Origin of the sequence: Sulfitobacter sp. 15WGC, assembly GCF_005068605.1 — a bacterium.
Taxonomy (GTDB): Bacteria; Pseudomonadota; Alphaproteobacteria; order Rhodobacterales; family Rhodobacteraceae; genus Sulfitobacter; species Sulfitobacter faviae.
The window spans coordinates 117,333-134,546 of the sequence record NZ_SZNL01000004.1 but is presented as its reverse complement, the minus strand read 5'-3'; the positions used below and the strand labels follow the sequence as shown (position 1 = coordinate 134,546).

Genomic DNA, 17,214 nt, shown 5'->3' with positions numbered 1-17,214 from the left:
GAAATTCAATGTACACAGTCATCGGCGGCACCAAGACCCGCGCCTTTCGCGTCATGTGGATGCTCGAAGAATTGGGCCAGCCCTACGATTTGAACCCCGCGGCACCCCGCTCGGACGAGGCGCGCAAATTCAACCCTTCGGGCAAGATCCCGGCGCTTGTGGACGGCGATGAGGTGCTGACCGATTCCGTCGCCATCATGACCTATCTCGCCGACAAACACGGCGCGCTCACCGCCCCCGCCGGGACGCCCGCCCGTGCGCGGCAGGATGCGATGACCTTTTGGCTGATCGACGAATTCGACGCGGTGCTCTGGGCCGCGGCAAAGCACAGTTTCGTCTTTCCCGAAGAGGCCCGCGTGCCCGCCATCAAGGACAGCCTGAAGGCCGAGTTCGAGCTGGCGGCCAGCACCCTGTCCGACCGGCTTGAGGGGCCGTTCCTGATGGGCGATCAGATCACCCTGCCCGACCTTTTGGCGGTGCATTGCATCAATTGGTCGATTGGCGCGAAATTCCCGCGTGTGGATGACAAGCTGAACCTCTGGGCAAAATCCCTGCGCGAACGCCCCACTTTTGTCGCCGCGATGACCAAGGAAGATGGTTAACCCCGCGCCCATTCCACAGCATGGCGGCCCGCCCAATGGCCGGTCGCCAGACAGCCGTTGATCAGATAGCCGCCCGTGGGCGCTTCCCAATCGAGCATTTCCCCTGCGGCAAAGACGCCCGGCAGCGCGCGCAGCATCAGCCCTGCGTCCAGCGCATCGAGCGCTATCCCCCCCGCCGTCGAAATCGCCTCATCCATCGGTCGCAGCCCGGCGTGGGCGATGGGCAGGTCTTTCAGCAAGGCGGCCAGCGCCTCGGCCTCCTGCGGCAGCGGGCGCGCCATCTCTTGTAGCAGTGCGATCTGGGCGGGGCTGAGCTTCAGCCGTTTGCGCAGATGGTTGGCCTGACTGTCCTTGCCGCGCGGCTTTGCCAAACGCGCCGCCACCTCGTGGTCCTGCAAGTCCGGCAGCAGATCAAGCATCAGCCCCTGCCCCTCGCGCAGCCCGCGCGAGACGCTATAGATGCCGCCCCCCTCCAGCCCACGGGCCGAGATCACCGCCTCCCCGCGCGAGCGGTAGGGGCCCGCGCGCCACGCCACCCCTTTCAGCGCCGCGCCAAAATGGCGGGTCATATGCGGGGACCAATCGACCAACAGCCCGACATTGGCCGGGGCGAAATTCTGCACATCCACGCCACGCGCCACCAGCAGGGGCGCCCATTCGCCGGTGGCGCCAAGCCGCCGCCAACTCGCCCCGCCAAGGGCCAACACCGTCACATCGGCCTCGACCACTTCCCGCCCGCCGGGCGTATCGAAGGTGAGTGCGTCCCCCTCCCAGCCCCGCCATTGCCAACGGGTGTTGATCGTCACCCCACAGTCCGCCAGCCGCGCGAGCCATGCCCGCAACAGTGGCGAGGCTTTCATCGCCCGTGGGAAAACCCGCCCAGTGGAGCCGGTAAAGACCGCTTGCCCCAGCCCTTCGGCCCAGTCCTGCACCGCTTGGGCATCGAAAGCCTCCAGCATCGGCCGCAAGGCAGGCTGCGCTTCTTCATAGGCGGCGAGGAAGGGGGCGAAGGGCTCGGACTTGGTCAGGTTCAACCCGGATTTGCCCGCCATCAAGAACTTGCGCCCGACCGAGGGTTTCGCCTCGCAGAGCGTGACCGACAGCCCCGCCTGCGCCATGACCTCTGCCGCCATCAGCCCCGCCGGGCCGCCCCCAATGACCAAGGCGCGGGTCACGCGGCGCGCCCTTGGGTCTGCTTGTCTGACGGGGAAGCCATGGGCCTGTCCTTGCCTTGGGGAGGATTTGACACATCCTCTTGCCTGCCGTGGCCCTGCAATGCAAGCGAAAGGGAGGACCGTGACCCAAGGCGAAACCGTGCCACATTGCCCGCTCTGCCACCGGCCCATCCCTGAGGACGTGCCGCAGAGCCTGCATCATCTGATCCCCAAGCTGCGCGGTGGCAAGGGCGGGCCGACGGTGCTGATGCATCACATCTGCCACCGAGAGGTGCACGCCGCCCTGACTGAGACCGAACTGGCGCGGCACTACAACACGCCCGAAGCGCTGCGCAGCCACCCGCGGCTGGCCAAATTCGCCGCATGGGTGGCGAAACGCCCGCCGGGCTTCCGCTCCAAAGTGCCCGGCGGTACGCGCAAACGTTAGGCGGGGCCGCACATCCGTTTGATTTCCTGCGCGATGTCTGGGCTTGCCGCCACTGTGTCGGCGGCCAGCGCCTGCGCGTGTTCCTGCACCTCCTCCGCCGCGACGATGCGGTCGATCAGGCCAAAACGCAGCGCCTCTTCCGCCGTGATCTTCTGCCCGCCCATCAGCAAAAGCTTGGTCCGCGCAGGGCCGATCAGCGCCGCCATCCGCGCCGGGTCAGAGGGCTGCGGCAGGAAGCCCAGCTTCATCACCGGATAAAAGAACTTAGCCCCCGGCACCGCGATGCGCAGGTCGCAGGCCAGCGCCATGCCCATCGCACCGCCCGCCAGCGTGCCGTTGAGCGCGGCGATGCTCAGCCCCGGCAGGGCGGCCACCGCGCCCGAGAGACGCTCCCAAACATCCGATTTCGCAAGGCCCGCGCGGGCTTCGTCCAGATCGGCCCCGGCGCTGAACACCTTGCCGCGCCCGGTCAGGATCACCGCGCGGGCGGCCTGCGCCGCTTCCATGATCTCGGCCAATTCGACCAGCATGGCATGGGTCAGGGAATTGGCCTTGTCGGGGCGGTTGATCGTGACGGTCCAGATGTCGCCCGCGCGGTCAAGCTCGATCATATGAGGCCCACCGCCTTGCGGATGCCTTCGTCGCGCAGGGAAATCTCATCACCCAAGAAACGATCCGCCTCCGGGCCGCACATCCACAGCAGCGCGCGGGCGGGCCAATCGGCGGGGATATGCACGTCCCAATCCAACTGGCTGACCGGGTTCACGCCGCTGTCCTTGATGTCGCGCTGCATGTCGGTGGCCACGGTGCCGGGAGACAGGCCGATGGCGCGGATGCCGTTGCCGCCCTCTTCGTGGTGCAAACACTGGGTCAGCATATTCGCCGCCGCCTTTGACGCGCAGTAGTGGCTCCACGCCTCCACCGGGTTATGCGCCGCGCCCGAAGAAATCGTCAGCACCGTGCCGCCGCCGTTTTCCTTCATCAAGGGCAGCGCCGCGCGCATGCCGTGGAAGACACCCGTGACATTGATGTTGATCGCCTTGGCCCAATCCGCGGGATCGGCCTCTCCCATGAGCGAGATCGGGTCGATCACGCCTGCGTTGTTGATCAGAACGTCGAGGCCACCAAAGGCCCGGCGCGTGGTCTCGACCGCCGAGGTCATCTCGTTATAGCGGGTCACGTCGCAGGGGATGGCGATGGCCTGTTTGCCCAACTCTCCGGCCAATTCGGCGATGGCATCCTGACTGCGCGCCAACAGGGCGACATTGCCGCCCGCCTCGGCGAACACACGCGCGGCGGCGGCGCCGATGCCCCGGCTGGCGCCGGTAATCATGATCGTCTTGCCTGTCATGTCCATGGGGGGATCCTTCCGCTTGTTTTGTACATTGCTTGAGGGCTGTGGTAATCTGCCGATCAACCCGGGTCCAGCCTCGCATCGCTTGACCCTGCGCGGGGATTGGCAGACCCTATGCGTAACTCATTGCCGAAAAGGATTTTCCGATGTCTCGCATTTCCACCGCATCGCTGTTCCTCGCCCTGCCGGTCACGCTGGCTTCGACGCCCCTCTGGGCCGACCTGACCCCTTCCGACGTCTGGGGCGATTGGCGCCAGTATATGGAGAGCATGGGCTATGAGGTCGAGGCAAGCGAAGCCTTCAACGGCGATGACCTGACCGTCAGCGATGTGACCCTGAAGATGGACATGGCCGAAGAGGGCGGCGATTTCTCCATGTCGCTCGGGACGCTCAGCTTTGAGCCCGAAGGTGACGGGGCGGTCAATATCCGCATGCCCACCGTCATGCCGATGACGATCAACGTCGCGCCCGAAACGGCGGAGGATGAACCGGTGTCGATGGTGTTGAACTACGCCCAGACCGCGCCGGTGATGCGCGCCAGCGGCAGCGCCGAGGCACTGCAATACGACTATGCCGCCGACAGCATTTCGCTCACGCTGGCCGGGCTCAAGGTGGGCGAGCAAAGCTATACCGAGGAAGAAGCCAAGTTCACGCTGATCGGTACCGGCGTCAGCAGCCGGACCGAGATGACCGGCACCGAGACGCGCCGCTATGACCAATCGGGCCGCATCGACAGCCTGCAATATGACGTGGTGATGAAAACCCCCGAAGACCCGGCCCGCGTTGCCGTGACGGGCGGGGTCGATCAGGTGGTTTTTGACGGCAGCGGCACGCTGCCGATGATCGACGCAGGCGCCGACGTGGCCGCGATGATGCGCGAAGGTCTTGCCTTCGACGGTAGCTTTACCGCTGGCGCGGGCCGCACCGACATGCAGGTTTCCGACCCCGAGAATGGGGAGTTTCAACTGATCTCAAGCTCGACCGGGGCGAAGCTCGGCGTGGCCATGGGGCCGGAGGGGCTTTCTTATGACGGCGGCCAGCAGGACATTGAGGTCAGCGTGACCGCCGCCGACATGCCCTTCCCGATCCAGTTCAGCATGGCAGAGAGCGCCTTTAACCTCAAAATGCCGGTGTTGAAGTCCGAAGAGCCACAGGATTTCGCCTTTGGCGTCACGCTCGACCGTTTTGAGATGTCGGACATGATCTGGGGCATCTTCGATCCCACCGGCCAATTGCCCCGCGACCCGGCGACCTTGGTCGTGGACCTGTCGGGCAAGGCCAAACTGCTGTTCGAACTGATGGACCCCGAAGTCACCGCCACCATGGGCGGTGAGGCGCCGGGCGAGATTCACGCGCTGAACGTGAACGAAGTGTCGCTGGACGTGGCCGGGGCCGAGTTCGACGCCTCGGGCGCGATCACCTTTGACAATGACGATATGCAAACCGTGCCCGGCATGCCGAAACCCGTGGGCGCACTGGATCTGTCGCTGGTCGGCGGTGTGGCCCTGCTCGACAAATTGGTGGCGATGGGCCTCGTGCCGCAGGATCAGGCGATGGGCGCGCGGATGATGATGGGCCTCTTCACCGTGCCGGGCGAGGGCGAAGATTCCCTGACCTCCAGAATCGAGTTCACCGAAGAGGGCGGCATCCTCGCCAACGGTCAGCAGATCAAATAACCGGCGGCGCGGCCCTGCGCCGCGCCTGCCCTATCTGGGAAAATAGAGCCCAGCCCTTGCCCCCCGCGGGGCAGGGGATTACCCCTTTTCCAACCCCAAAAGGAGCCAGACCATGCCAGACGCCCTTGATGCATTGACCAAGTCCCTCCTTCACGCGGCCACCAAGGCCGGGGCGGATGCGGCCGATGCCATGGCGATCACGGCAAGCTCTGTCTCGATCGAAGTGCGCGGCGGGGCGCTGGAACAGGCCGAACGCTCCGAAGGGACGGACATCGGGCTGCGGGTCTTCGTCGGCCAACGTTCGGCCAATGTCTCGGCCTCCGACACGTCATCGCGCACGATCGAGGAAATGGCCGAACGCGCCGTCGCCATGGCCCGAGAAGCGCCCGAAGACCCTTATTCCGGGCTGGCCGACCCCGATCAACTCTCACCGCGCCGCGATGCCGAAGGGCTGGAGCTTTGCGACCCCACGCCCGAACCTTCCCCCGAAGCCCTGCAAGAGGACGCCGCCCGCGCCGAAGCCGCCGCGCTCGCCGTCAAAGGGGTCAGCCAAGTGCAATCGGCGGGCGCGGGCTATGGCGCGCAAGAGATTTACCTCGCCGCGACAAACGGGTTCGAGGGCGGCTATGCCCGCAGCGAACGCGGGCTGTCCTGTGTCGCCATCGCAGGCAGCGGCACCGGGATGGAGCGGGATTATGACGGCGACAGCCGCATCTTTCAGGCCGATCTGCGCGACGCGCAGGAGATCGGCACACGCGCGGGCGAACGCGCGCTGGCGCGGCTCGACGCCCGCAAGCCCCCCACCGGCAGCTACCCGGTGCTGTTCGACGAACGCATCGCCGCCTCGCTGATCGGGCACCTGTTGGGGGCGATCAACGGTCAGGCGATTGCGCGCGGCGCGTCCTTCCTGCGCGATGCCAAGGGCGAACAGGTGCTGCCCGAAGCCCTGTCCCTGATCGAAGACCCGACCCGCATCCGCGCCACCGGCTCGCGCCCCTTCGACGCCGAAGGGCTGCCGACCCAACGGCGGGCCATCGTCGACAAGGGCATCTTGCAAGATTGGACGCTCGACCTCGCCACCGCCCGCAAGCTGGAACTCAGCCCCACCGGCAACGCCGCGCGCGGCCCCGGCTCTGGCCCGCAGCCGTCGAACTGGAACATCGCGCTGACCCAAGGCGAGGCCAGCCGCGACGATCTGATTGCCGAGATGGGCACGGGGCTATTGGTGACCTCCATGATCGGCAGCACGATCAACCCCAACACGGGCGACTATTCGCGCGGCGCCTCGGGCCTCTGGGTCGAGAATGGTGAGATCACCCATGCGATCAACGAATGCACCATCGCGGGCAACCTGCGTGACATGCTGCGGGCGATGATCCCCGCCAATGACGCGCGGACGCATCTTAGCCGCGTGGTGCCTTCGCTGCTGGTGCCGGGAATGACCCTTGCCGGTGCCTGAGGACGATCTCACCCTCCTGATCGACGCCGCCCGCAAGGCGGGTGCCGTGGCGCGCGGCTTTGTCGGGGCCACGGCGAAACGTTGGGACAAGCCCGATAACGCAGGCCCGGTGACCGAAGCCGATCTGGCGGTGAACGATCTGCTGCTGTCGGAGTTGCGCAGGGCGCGGCCCGACTATGGCTGGCTGTCTGAGGAGACGGAGGACAATACCGACCGGCTGGGGCATGAGCGGGTCTTCATCATCGATCCGATCGACGGCACCCGTAGCTTTGTCGAAGGGTCCGACACTTGGGCGCATTCGCTGGCGGTGGCCGAGGGCGGCGCGGTGACGGCGGCGGTGGTCTATCTGCCGATGCGCGACATGCTCTATGCCGCGCACCGGGGCGGCGGGGCCACGTTGAACGGCGCGCCGATCCGCACCTCCGAGGTGGGCAAACTGGCCGAGGCGACCGTGCTTGCCGCGCGGCCCGCGCTGGTGGCCGAACGCTGGCACGGCGGCGCGGCACCGGTGTTCAAACGCAGCTACCGCCCCTCGCTCGCCTACCGTATGGCGCTGGTGGCCGATGCCTCTTTCGACGCGATGATCACCCTGCGCCGCACATGGGAATGGGACATCGCCGCCGGCACGCTGATCGTGGCCGAAGCGGGCGGCAGTTGCACCACCGCCACGGGCGCACCGCTTAGGTTCAACAACCGCGACCCGCGTGTTGATGGCATCGTGGCGGGTGGGCCTTCGGTGCAGCGCGCGCTGATCGACGCCCTTGCGTGACCGGCCTCATCTGCTAGGCACTATGCGCAGCACCGCAGCTTTGACAGATCAAAGGACAGCTCAATGACCCAACGCCTGCACCTTGTTTTCGGTGGCGAACTTGTCGATCCGACCAAGAACGCGTTCAAGAATGTCGACGACATCCACATCGTCGGGATCTTCCCCAATTATGCCAGCGCCTATGACGCATGGAAATCCGAAGCGCATCGCACCGTGGATAACGCGCATATGCGCTATTACATCGCCCATCTGCACCGACTGCGCGACGAAGAGACCTCGGCCTCGCCCACCGAAGAGCTGGAATAAACCACCATGGCGGCGCGGTCGCTGGGGCTTGCAGCCTATCGCGCCCTCGTGCGCCGGGGCGGGGCCGAAGACGCGCCGCCCTACGCCCCCCGCCCCGAGGGGGAGCTGGTCTGGATGCATGCCGCCGAAGCGGGCAACGTGTTGGCCGTGCTCGACCTTGCCAAACGGTTCATGGCGATGCGCGACCGGGTCGCAGTGCTGGTCACCCTCTCGGAAAGCGCGGCGGCCCAAGAGCTGCCCACGCCCGAGACGCGCGATCTGTTCATCTTCCCCGCCCCCAGCGAACACCCCGACAATGTGGCGCGGTTCCTTGACCACTGGCGGCCCGATTTCTGCCTGTGGACATGGGGCGGGCTGAGGCCCAACCTCGTGTTGGAGACCGCAGCGCGCGGCTGCCCCATGATGATGATCGACGCCGACAGCGCCGGTTTCGATGGCCGCCGGGACCGTTGGCTGCCCGATGTGACGCGGCAGTTGCTGGCGGCCTTCGATCAGGTGCTGACCCGTTCCCCCGCCGTGCTGCGCCGCCTCGTGCAGCTGGGCCTGCCGCGCAACAAGGGGCAGGTGACCTCGCCGCTGCTGGCGGGTGGTCAGGCGCTGCGCTGCGCGGAATCGGATTTGGCGGATATGTCGGCCTGTCTGGTCGGGCGTCCGGTTTGGTATGCGACGCAGGTTTTGGCCGGAGAGATACCTGTCGTGCTCACCGCCCATCGCCAAGCGCTGCGCCTCTCGCATCGGTTGCTGCTTATCCTGCACACCCATGATTACCCGACCGCCGATATCGCCCATGAGCGCGCCCGCGCGCGGGGGTTCACCACGATGCGGTGGGGCGACGACCCTTACCCCGATGAGACGACGCAGGTCATGGTGGCGGACGATCCGGGCGACCGGGGGCTGTTCTTTCGGGTGGCGCCGGTGTCTTTCCTCGGGTCTTCGCTGGTCTCGGGCCACGGCGGCTGCGACCCCTTCGAGGCCGCGGCGCTTGGCTCGGCGGTGCTCTACGGTCCCAAGGTGCGCAACTTCCTGCCCTCTTACGGGCGGCTCGCCACGGCAGGCGCGGCGCGGATCGTCAATGACGCGGGCGCGCTTGGCAATGCGGTGTCGCGCTTGATTGCGCCGGATCAGGCCGCCACCATGGCCCATGCGGGCTGGGACGTGATCAGCGAAGGGGCCGAACTGGCCGATAGGGTGATTGATATGGTGCAAGACCGGCTCGACGAAGAAATGGGAGCATCCGATGCGCGCGCCTGATTTCTGGCATCTGCCCCGCCCCGACTGGCGCGCACGGTTGTTGCAACCGCTGGGCGCGCTCTATGCCACGGCCACCGCGCGGCGGCTGGCGGGCGGCACGCCGCTGCGGTTGGGGGTGCCGGTGATCTGCGTCGGCAATATCAACGCAGGCGGCACCGGCAAGACGCCCACGGTGATGGCTGTGCTGCAATATCTGCTGGAGCGCGGCCATCGCCCGCATGTCGTCTCACGCGGCTATGGTGGCACGCTAGAGGGGCCAGTGCGGGTCGATCCCGTGCAGCACAGCGCCGAGGAGATCGGGGACGAGCCACTGCTGCTCGCCGCCTTTGCGGATGTCTGGGTCGCCCGGGATCGCGCAGCGGGCGCGCAGGCCGCCGAAGCTGCGGGGGCCACGCTGGTGGTGCTGGATGACGGTTTTCAGAACCCCGCGCTGGTGCAGGATCTGAGCATCGTCGTGGTAGACGCGGTCAAAGGGTTCGGCAACGGCCTGTGCTTGCCCGCCGGGCCGCTGCGTGAGCCTGTCGCGGCGGGGCTGGCGCGGGCCGATCTCTTGCTCTCTATCGGGGATGAGGCGGCCCAAGCGCGCTTTGCGAAACGACTGCCCAAGACAGACCTGCCGCACGCCCGCGCCGAACTCGCGCCGTTGCAAACCGGGATGGATTGGTCGGATTCCCAAGTCCTCGCCTTTGCAGGCATCGGCCATCCAGAGAAGTTTTTCGCCACGCTGCGCGGGCTGGGGGCGACGATCCTTCATGCCGAGGCGCTGGAGGATCACCAGCCGCTGACCTCGCGGCTGATGCTGCGGCTGGAGGCCGAGGCCGCGATGCGCGGCGCCCAGCTTGTCACCACCGAGAAAGACGCGGTGCGCCTGCCGATGGAGTTCCGTGCCAAGGTGCTGACCCTGCCGGTGCGCCTGTCCCTGCCCGAAGGCAACGCGCTGCATGCAGCGCTGGACAGGCTGCCACCGCCTTAGGCCTTGTTGTCATCGCCCAGTTTCGGCGCAGGCCGGTGCAGCGAAAGCTCGGCCCCCGAAAAGGTAAAGGGCGAGCGCAGCCCCGGCACACCGTCGAGTTCGATCTGCATGCCCCGCGCTACGACCTGCGGATCGGCCATGACATCGGCCATGTCGTTGATCGGCCCGGCAGGCACGCCATGCGCTTCGCAAGCGGCCAAAAGGTCGTCACGGCTGCGCAGCCGGGTCGCCCCGGTCAGGCGGCGGATCATCTCGGGCCGGTTGGCGACCCGGTCGGCGTTCTTGAGGTACTCCGGCGCGGTGGCCATGTCATCGAGCCCCAGCAATTGACACAGGCGCTGGTACTGCCCGTCATTGCCGGTGGCGATGATGAGATGGCCGTCGGAACACTCAAACACCTCATAGGGCGTCAGGTTGGGGTGGGCGTTGCCCATCCGCGTCGGCGCCTTGCCGGTGGTGAGATAGTTCATCGCCTGATTGCCGGTGATCGCCACGGCGCAATCAAGCAGGGCCATGTCGATATGCTGGCCCACCCCGGTTTGGTGACGCTGATGAACGGCGGCCAGAATCGCGGTGCTGGCATAGACCCCGGTAAAGATATCGGTGATCGCCATGCCGGATTTCTGCGGCTGGCCGTCCGGCTCTCCGGTGATCGACATCAGGCCGGACATGCCTTGGATGATGAAATCATAACCCGCGCGATGGGCATAAGGCCCGGTATGGCCGAACCCCGTGATCGAACAATAGATCAGCTTCGGGAACTGCGCAGATAGGCTCGCATAGTCCAACCCGTATTTTGCCAATCCCCCGGTCTTGAAATTCTCGATCAGGATATCCGCATCGGCCAAAAGCTCTTTGACCTGCGCCTGACCTTCCTCAGTGCGGAAATCCACGGTGACCGAGGCTTTGCCCCGGTTGGTCGAGTGGAAATAGGAAGCGGTGACATCCTCCTCCCGGGTGACGAAGGGTGGCCCCCATTGGCGGGTGTCATCCCCCGCCGGGCTTTCCACTTTGATCACCTCGCATCCGAGGTCCGACAGTGTCTGACCGGCCCAAGGGCCAGCCAGAACACGCGCCAATTCGACGACTTTCAGTCCTGCAAGCGGTGCGGTCATTAGCCAGCCAGCGCTTCGTCGAGGATTTCCTTCATGTCGGCATAGGACATGTTGGAGTGTTTCTTGCCGTCAATGACAAAGCTCGGCGTGCTTGAGATGTCATCCTCTTTGGCGTTTGCGGTGTACCATGCCACCAGCGCCTCGGCCTTTCCGCCGTCTTTCAGGCATTCATCCAGCGTCTCGTTATCGAGCCCGGCCAGACGGCCAATCTTGCGCAGCTCATCGACGATGGCGGCAGGCTCGCCCGCGCGGGTCCATTCGCTTTGCGATTTGTAGATCAGGTCGGCGATGCCAAAGAACTTCTCCTGCCCGCCGCAGCGCGCCACCATGGAGGCCCAGAGACCGTAGCGGTCAAAGTAGACTTCGCGGTAGATGAACTTGACCTTGCCGCTGTCGATGTAATCGGCCTTCAGCTTTTTGAAGGTGTCGTTGTGGAAGGTCGCGCAATGCGGGCAGGTGAAAGAGGCGTATTCGACAACCGTCACCGGCGCGTTCTCATCGCCCAGGACCATCTCGGTGATGCCGGAGGTGTCGACTTCGCCCTCGGTCGTTTGCGCGTTCGCAGCGCCGACGAAGGGGGTCAGCGCAGTGCTGCCAAGGGGGGCCGAGCCAAAGCTGCTCGCGGCGAACCAGCCGCCGACGCCGAGGGTGGCAAGACCGCCAAGGATTACGTTTCTGCGATTCATAGGATGTTCCTTCCGTTTGACCAGCTATCAGATCGTCAGCTTTGGTTCTTGTTCAATATGTTCTCGCCCAGACGTGCAAGGGCCTCGCGCAGCCCCTCATCGGCCACCGGCTTGGCGGCCTCGGCTGCTTTTTGTTGCAACGCGGGGTTGGGGCGGGGCTTCTCGCCCTTGGGCTTGTGATCGAAAGCGACGCGCCCTTCGGCAAATCCGGTCGCCGCCGTCTGGGTGATCCGCACCCGCGCGATGGCGTTGTAGCCGTAGACCGCGTTGACCCGCGCGCGCAGTTGCTCTTTCTGCATTTCCAGCATGGGCGCATTGGCCCCGGTGGTCAGCAGGGTCAGGGTGGCACCGATGCCTTCCTTGCGGCCATAGCTGATCTCGACAGGGCGCGAGATGGCGGCGGTCGCCTCGCCCGCGATCTCAGCCCAATGGGTCAGCAGACGCGATTGCGCAAAGCCGCGCGTCTCGCTCGCCTTGCGGATCTGTTGCGACAGCAGGCTGTTGGTGCGTTTGAACCCTTTTGTAGTCGTACGACGTGGCGGCATGGCTTTGTTTCCCGAATGTGCTGACATACATAACCATTTGCCCCAGCGTCACCAGCCCCTGCCCCGTCGAAAGGCCTAAACATTGCGTGAGAAAACCCGCGTCAGCGAGCTGCCGCCGATCCTGCTAGAGTGGTACGACACCCATGCCCGCGCCCTGCCATGGCGGGTGCCGCCGCAGGACCGGATCGCCGGAGTCATGCCCGACCCCTACCGCATCTGGCTGAGCGAGGTCATGTTGCAGCAGACCACCGTGGCCACGGTAAAGGATTACTTCGCACGGTTCACCGCCCGCTGGCCGGATGTGGCCGCCCTCGCCGCTGCCGAGGATGCCGATGTGATGGCCGAATGGGCCGGGCTTGGCTATTACGCCCGCGCCCGCAACCTGCTGAAATGCGCGCGGGTGGTGGTGGATGAGCATGGCGGCAATTTCCCCGCGGATCACGACGCGCTGCTGAAACTGCCGGGGATCGGGCCCTATACGGCGGCAGCGATTGCCTCCATCGCCTTCGATCTGCCCCATGCGGTGCTCGACGGCAATGTGGAGCGGGTGATGGCGCGGATCTATGACACCCACACGCCCCTGCCCGCCGCCAAGCCCGAGCTGATGGCCCGCGCCGCCGCCCTGACCCCCGCGGCCCGGCCCGGCGACTATGCCCAAGCGGTGATGGATCTCGGCGCCACGATCTGCACCCCGAAATCCCCCGCCTGCGGCATTTGCCCTTGGCGCGATCCCTGCGCCGCGCGGGCGGAAGGCACGGCGGCGCTCTTGCCCAAGAAGACGCCGAAGAAACCGAAACCCATCCGTCACGGCACGGTCTATCTGGCAGAGCGCGAGGATGGCGCATGGCTGCTAGAGACGCGGCCCGAGAAGGGGCTGCTTGGCGGTATGCTCGGCTGGCCCGGCTCCGACTGGGTCGACACATCCGAGCCGCGGCCCGAAGGCATGCCGCCCTTGGCCGCCGATTGGCGCGCCCTGCCCGGCGAGGTGCGCCACACCTTCACCCATTTTCATCTGATGCTGACGGTACAGCACGCCCGGGTCGGCCATGACAGCCGCCCCGAAAACGGTGAATTCATCGGCCAGAACCAGTTCCGCCCCAGCGATCTGCCCACCGTCATGCGCAAAGCCTTCGACCTCGCGCGATAGCGCCGCGTCAGGCTTTGAGCCTCGGATAAACTGCGGTATATCTGGCGCGCAACTATGAGGTGCCCCATGGCCAACCGCATCATCGCCGCCCAAGACCTCGCCCGTCTGTCGCGCGCCCTGCCTTTCTGGATGTCCCTGCTGCTGATCCCGCTGGCGTGGTTCTGTGCGGCGCAGGGCGGCTGGACCATCGCACTGCTGCCGCTGGTGACATGGTATCTGTTTTCAATGCTCGACGCGGTGCTGGGGTTGAACCTCGACAACGCCGATCTGGAGGCGACGGAAGATGACCTTTATTGGTACCGCCTTGTCACCCTGCTCTGGACCCCGCTGCAATTCCTCACCGTCTTTGGCCTGATCTACTACGCCACACGCGCCGGGCATCTGGGCACGGCAGAGCGGATCTTTCTGTTCTTTGGCGTCGGCGTCATCACCGGCACCATCGGGATCAACTACAGCCATGAGCTGATGCACCAACGTAACAAGACCGAGCGGCGGCTGGCGGATATCCTGCTGGCCATGGTGCTATATTCGCATTTCCGGTCAGAGCATCTGCTGGTGCACCACCGCCATGTCGGCACCCCGCGCGACACGGTGACGGCGCGCTACAACGAAGGGTTTCATCGCTTCTACCCCCGCGTGCTGCGCGAGTCGCTCACCTCGGCCTTCCAAGCGGAAAAGAACATGCTGGCCCGAAAGGGGCTGCCTTGGACCGATCCGGGCAATCCCTTTTTCAAATACTGGGCGCTGCAAGCCACCTTTTTGCTGCTGGCGCTGATCTTGGGCGGTTGGAGCGGGCTGGGCCTGTTCCTTGTCCAAGCCGGGGTGGCGATCTGGCAATTGGAACTGGTCAATTACATCGAACACTACGGGCTGACGCGCAAACATCTGGGCGGCGGAAAATATGAACATGTCCAGCCGCGCCATTCGTGGAACGCGGCACATAAGGCCAGCAACTGGCTGCTGATCAACCTGCAACGCCATTCCGATCACCACTACAAACCCGACCGGCGCTTTCCGGTCTTGCAGACCTACGGCACGGGCGACGCGCCACAGCTTCCCTATGGCTATCCGGTGATGACCATGGCCGCCATGGTGCCGCCACTGTGGCGGCGCGTCATGAACCCGCGGGTGCGCAAATGGCGCGAGATGTATTACCCTGAGATCACCGATTGGAAAGCCTACAACAAGGCCAGCAATCCCCTGCCCCGGCTCTGAACACGGCAACGCAAAGTTAAACTTTGCCTGCCAGAAAAGCTGCGATTGTTACCAGTGGAGTGGTATTGATGCAGCACCAACAAACGCCGCGCGGCGGCCTATGATGGCACCTGTCTGATCGTCGAAGACAGTGAATTTGACAGAGAAAGGCTGCGCCGCGTTCTGGCCCGCGCCTATGGCGGGATGCAGGTCGAATTCGCCCCCAGCATCGAAGCCGCACGCCGGGCGCTCCGCGCCGGGGACAAGGCGCTGATCCTGCTCGACAACAACCTGCCCGATGGGCTGGGCGCAAATTTCGCGTTGGAACTGGCCTGTGATCATCGCCACGCTCAAACCCCCGTCATCATGCTCAGCGATTGGCCCTCTCCGATCATGTGGGAGAAAGCCGCCTCTGCCGGGGTGCTCTATGTGGTGAATAAATGCGACTTCGATGCCAGCTACCTCGCCGCTGCGCTGCGCGCGCTTCAGGGCCGCAACCGGCAGATGCATTAGGCCAGCCTCACAGAAAAAGCAGAACCAAAAAAACCCGCCATTGGGCGGGGTCAAGGTAGGCACCCGTGTGCATGCCCCTCACGCAGAGGGGCCACGGGTGCCGGCGGTGTTCGATTATCCGGGGTGGATCAGTTCGCCATCTCGGCTCTGATCTGCTGACGCAGAATGTCGATGGGGACATTCTTGCCGTCTTTCTTGTAGCACCAATAGGTCCAGCCGTTGCAGCTGGGGGCTTTCTCATAGGCCGCGCCCACCTGATGGATCGACCCTTTGACATCGCTGCCGATCAGGGTGCCATCGGCGCGGACCTTGGCCTTGTGGCGGCCATTCATGGAATAGAGGTTCTCGCCCGGGCGCAGCATGCCACGCTCGACCAGCTGGCCGAAAGGCACACGCGGCTCGGCGCGTTTGGAGGTGGTGGTTTGCAGCGCTTCGTTGTCGAATTTGCGCACCATCGAGATCCGCTTTTCGGCAACCTTGCGATAGGCTTCCTCACGTTCGATCCCGATGAAATCGCGGCCCAGCATCTTGGCCACGGCGCCGGTGGTGCCAGTGCCGAAGAACGGGTCGAGGATCACGTCGCCGGGGTTGGTCGAGCCGACGAGGATGCGGTGCAGCAGGCTTTCGGGCTTCTGCGTCGGATGCGCTTTCTCGCCCGCCTCATCCTTCAGACGCTCATGGCCGGTGCAGATCGGCAGCACCCAATCGCTGCGCATCTGGATGCCTTCGTTCAGCGCCTTCAGCGCCTCATAGTTGAAGGTGTATTTGCTGTTCTCGCTCTTGCCGGCCCAGATCATCGTCTCATGGGCATTGGTAAAGCGCTTGCCACGGAAGTTCGGCATTGGGTTCGACTTGCGCCAGACCACGTCGTTAAGGATCCAGAAGCCCTGATCCTGAAGCGCGGCACCGACGCGAAAGATGTTGTGGTAGCTGCCGATCACCCAGATTGCGCCATCGGGCTTGAGCAGACGCCGCGCGGCTTTGAGCCATGCGCGGGTGAATTCGTCATAGGCTTTGAAGCTGGCGAATTGGTCCCATTCGTCATCAACTGCATCGACCTTGGAGTTGTCGGGGCGATGCAAATCACCTCGCAACTGCAAGTTGTAGGGTGGATCCGCGAAGATCAGATCCACCGATTCTGCTGGGAGGGCGTTCATTGCCTCAATGCAATCGCCCGCAACAATAGTGTTCAAGGGAAGCGCCGCGGCGCCCTTTGTCATCGTTTTCATATCTCTGCCTCATTACCCGGCGCTTAAGCGCTCATTGGTTGTGGATAAAATGAGCCATCAGAGAATCGTGGTCAATTTCTTTTTTGAATCAATCGGTTAACAAATTGGCTTGATACAAGATATTGTGTACCGGTTTGAACAAACGTCTATGGTGTGGGGTGACACCAAGATCCTGCAGGGCGGCGATGTGGCTTTTCGAGCCATAGCCCATATTGGTTTCCCAACCGTAACCCGGATGCTGTTGCGCCAAATCCACCATGAGGTTATCGCGCACGGTTTTCGCAACAATAGAAGCCGCCGAGATCGACAGACAGCGCGCATCGCCCTTCACCACAGGTTGCGCGGGCAGCGCCAAATCACGCGGAAGCATATTGCCGTCGATCAGCGCATAGTCCGCTTTGCAGGCCAAACCGGCCAAGGCGCGGGTCATGGCCAGATGGCTGGCACGCAAGATGTTGTGTTCCTCGATCTCTTCGACCGTGGCATGGGCCACGCAGACCACGGCGACCGACATGATCTCTTCATAAAGCTTTTCACGGGCGCGGGCGGTCAGTTTCTTGGAATCGTTCAGCCCCTCGGGGATCTGCCCTTCGGCAAAGACCACGGCGGCGGCAGTGACCGGCCCGGCCAGCGGGCCACGGCCCACTTCATCCACACCGGCGATGGTGCGAAAGCCGCGGGTCATCGCCCCGCGTTCGAGTTCATAGTCAGGTATCATGGGGCTGGTGAAACCGCATGCGCCCCTAAGGTGCAACAGAAAAGAGAAAGGGGAGGCGCCCGAACACCCCCCCCC

At 64.6% G+C, this 17,214-nt stretch carries 19 protein-coding genes; 11 read left to right on the top strand and 8 right to left on the bottom strand.

All coding sequences use genetic code 11. The annotated features are described in order from the left end of the window. Positions 1-8: 8 nt before the first annotated feature. Positions 9-602 carry a glutathione S-transferase gene (locus FCK22_RS04915; protein ID WP_067261715.1) on the top strand — a complete coding sequence of 198 codons (594 nt, stop codon included), beginning with the start codon at positions 9-11 and terminating at the stop codon, positions 600-602. Here FCK22_RS04915 and FCK22_RS04910 read toward each other — a convergent pair. Beyond that, the gene (locus FCK22_RS04910; RefSeq protein WP_067261713.1) at positions 599-1,777 is read right to left on the bottom strand and encodes a TIGR03862 family flavoprotein; all 1,179 of its coding nucleotides are present in this window, start codon (positions 1,775-1,777) and stop codon (positions 599-601) included. The genes FCK22_RS04915 and FCK22_RS04910 overlap by 4 nt on opposite strands. A gap of 121 nt (positions 1,778-1,898) precedes the next feature. On the opposite strand from FCK22_RS04910, the gene FCK22_RS04905 reads away from it, so the two are divergent. Then, positions 1,899-2,204, top strand: coding sequence for an HNH endonuclease (locus FCK22_RS04905; protein WP_231886283.1), 306 nt, complete (start codon positions 1,899-1,901; stop codon positions 2,202-2,204). Here FCK22_RS04905 and FCK22_RS04900 read toward each other — a convergent pair. Continuing rightward, complete coding sequence (locus FCK22_RS04900) at positions 2,201-2,815, bottom strand: enoyl-CoA hydratase/isomerase family protein (protein WP_067261709.1); 615 nt, start codon at positions 2,813-2,815, stop codon at positions 2,201-2,203. The genes FCK22_RS04905 and FCK22_RS04900 overlap by 4 nt on opposite strands. Continuing rightward, entirely contained in the window at positions 2,812-3,561 is a 750-nt protein-coding gene (locus FCK22_RS04895; RefSeq protein ID WP_067261708.1) for an SDR family oxidoreductase, read from the bottom strand. Before FCK22_RS04895 ends, FCK22_RS04900 begins: the two co-directional genes overlap by 4 nt. Before the next feature lie 143 nt (positions 3,562-3,704). Here FCK22_RS04895 and FCK22_RS04890 point away from each other — a divergent pair, with 143 nt between their 5' ends. From FCK22_RS04890 to lpxK, 6 genes are all read left to right on the top strand, one after another. Next, complete coding sequence (locus FCK22_RS04890) at positions 3,705-5,234, top strand: DUF2125 domain-containing protein (protein ID WP_067261706.1); 1,530 nt, start codon at positions 3,705-3,707, stop codon at positions 5,232-5,234. 112 nt (positions 5,235-5,346) lie between these two features. Next, on the top strand, positions 5,347-6,693 hold the full coding sequence (locus FCK22_RS04885) for a TldD/PmbA family protein (protein ID WP_136720263.1): 1,347 nt from the start codon (positions 5,347-5,349) through the stop codon (positions 6,691-6,693). Next, positions 6,686-7,462 (top strand): 3'(2'),5'-bisphosphate nucleotidase CysQ, encoded by a 777-nt coding sequence (locus FCK22_RS04880; protein ID WP_067262179.1) that lies wholly within the window; start codon positions 6,686-6,688, stop codon positions 7,460-7,462. The genes FCK22_RS04885 and FCK22_RS04880 overlap by 8 nt, the downstream gene beginning before the upstream one ends. Before the next feature lie 63 nt (positions 7,463-7,525). After that, the gene (locus FCK22_RS04875) at positions 7,526-7,768 is read left to right on the top strand and encodes a DUF4170 domain-containing protein (RefSeq protein ID WP_067262181.1); all 243 of its coding nucleotides are present in this window, start codon (positions 7,526-7,528) and stop codon (positions 7,766-7,768) included. Positions 7,769-7,774: 6 nt separating this feature from the next. Then, positions 7,775-9,019: a glycosyltransferase N-terminal domain-containing protein gene (locus FCK22_RS04870; RefSeq protein WP_067262183.1), complete on the top strand. Its 1,245-nt coding sequence runs from the start codon at positions 7,775-7,777 to the stop codon at positions 9,017-9,019. Beyond that, entirely contained in the window at positions 9,006-9,992 is a 987-nt protein-coding gene (gene lpxK / locus FCK22_RS04865) for a tetraacyldisaccharide 4'-kinase (RefSeq protein WP_136720262.1), read from the top strand. The genes FCK22_RS04870 and lpxK overlap by 14 nt, the downstream gene beginning before the upstream one ends. Here lpxK and FCK22_RS04860 read toward each other — a convergent pair. The 3 genes from FCK22_RS04860 to FCK22_RS04850 are packed head-to-tail and all read right to left on the bottom strand — an operon-like array spanning position 9,989 to position 12,338. After that, positions 9,989-11,107 carry a CaiB/BaiF CoA-transferase family protein gene (locus tag FCK22_RS04860; protein ID WP_067263168.1) on the bottom strand — a complete coding sequence of 373 codons (1,119 nt, stop codon included), beginning with the start codon at positions 11,105-11,107 and terminating at the stop codon, positions 9,989-9,991. The two genes, lpxK and FCK22_RS04860, sit on opposite strands and share 4 nt — an antisense overlap. Continuing rightward, complete coding sequence (locus FCK22_RS04855) at positions 11,107-11,793, bottom strand: DsbA family protein (RefSeq protein WP_067263165.1); 687 nt, start codon at positions 11,791-11,793, stop codon at positions 11,107-11,109. The genes FCK22_RS04860 and FCK22_RS04855 overlap by 1 nt, the downstream gene beginning before the upstream one ends. A 35-nt stretch (positions 11,794-11,828) precedes the next feature. After that, on the bottom strand, positions 11,829-12,338 hold the full coding sequence (locus tag FCK22_RS04850; RefSeq protein WP_067263163.1) for a DciA family protein: 510 nt from the start codon (positions 12,336-12,338) through the stop codon (positions 11,829-11,831). 82 nt (positions 12,339-12,420) lie between these two features. Here FCK22_RS04850 and mutY point away from each other — a divergent pair, with 82 nt between their 5' ends. The 3 genes from mutY (at position 12,421) to FCK22_RS04835 (ending at position 15,192) form a co-directional block, all read left to right on the top strand. Then, entirely contained in the window at positions 12,421-13,485 is a 1,065-nt protein-coding gene (gene mutY / locus FCK22_RS04845; RefSeq protein WP_136720261.1) for an A/G-specific adenine glycosylase, read from the top strand. A gap of 66 nt (positions 13,486-13,551) precedes the next feature. Further along, complete coding sequence (locus tag FCK22_RS04840; RefSeq protein ID WP_136720260.1) at positions 13,552-14,700, top strand: alkane 1-monooxygenase; 1,149 nt, start codon at positions 13,552-13,554, stop codon at positions 14,698-14,700. A 114-nt stretch (positions 14,701-14,814) separates the two neighbouring features. Beyond that, positions 14,815-15,192 (top strand): response regulator, encoded by a 378-nt coding sequence (locus FCK22_RS04835; protein ID WP_248646431.1) that lies wholly within the window; start codon positions 14,815-14,817, stop codon positions 15,190-15,192. Positions 15,193-15,320: 128 nt separating this feature from the next. Here the strand turns inward: FCK22_RS04835 and FCK22_RS04830 are convergent, their stop codons facing one another. Both FCK22_RS04830 and FCK22_RS04825 read right to left on the bottom strand, forming a co-directional pair. Further along, a complete protein-coding gene (locus FCK22_RS04830; protein ID WP_136720258.1) occupies positions 15,321-16,421 on the bottom strand; it encodes a site-specific DNA-methyltransferase in 1,101 nt (366 codons plus the stop codon). Positions 16,422-16,509: 88 nt separating this feature from the next. Continuing rightward, positions 16,510-17,139 (bottom strand): ribonuclease HII, encoded by a 630-nt coding sequence (locus FCK22_RS04825; RefSeq protein WP_067265994.1) that lies wholly within the window; start codon positions 17,137-17,139, stop codon positions 16,510-16,512. Positions 17,140-17,214 lie beyond the last annotated feature (75 nt).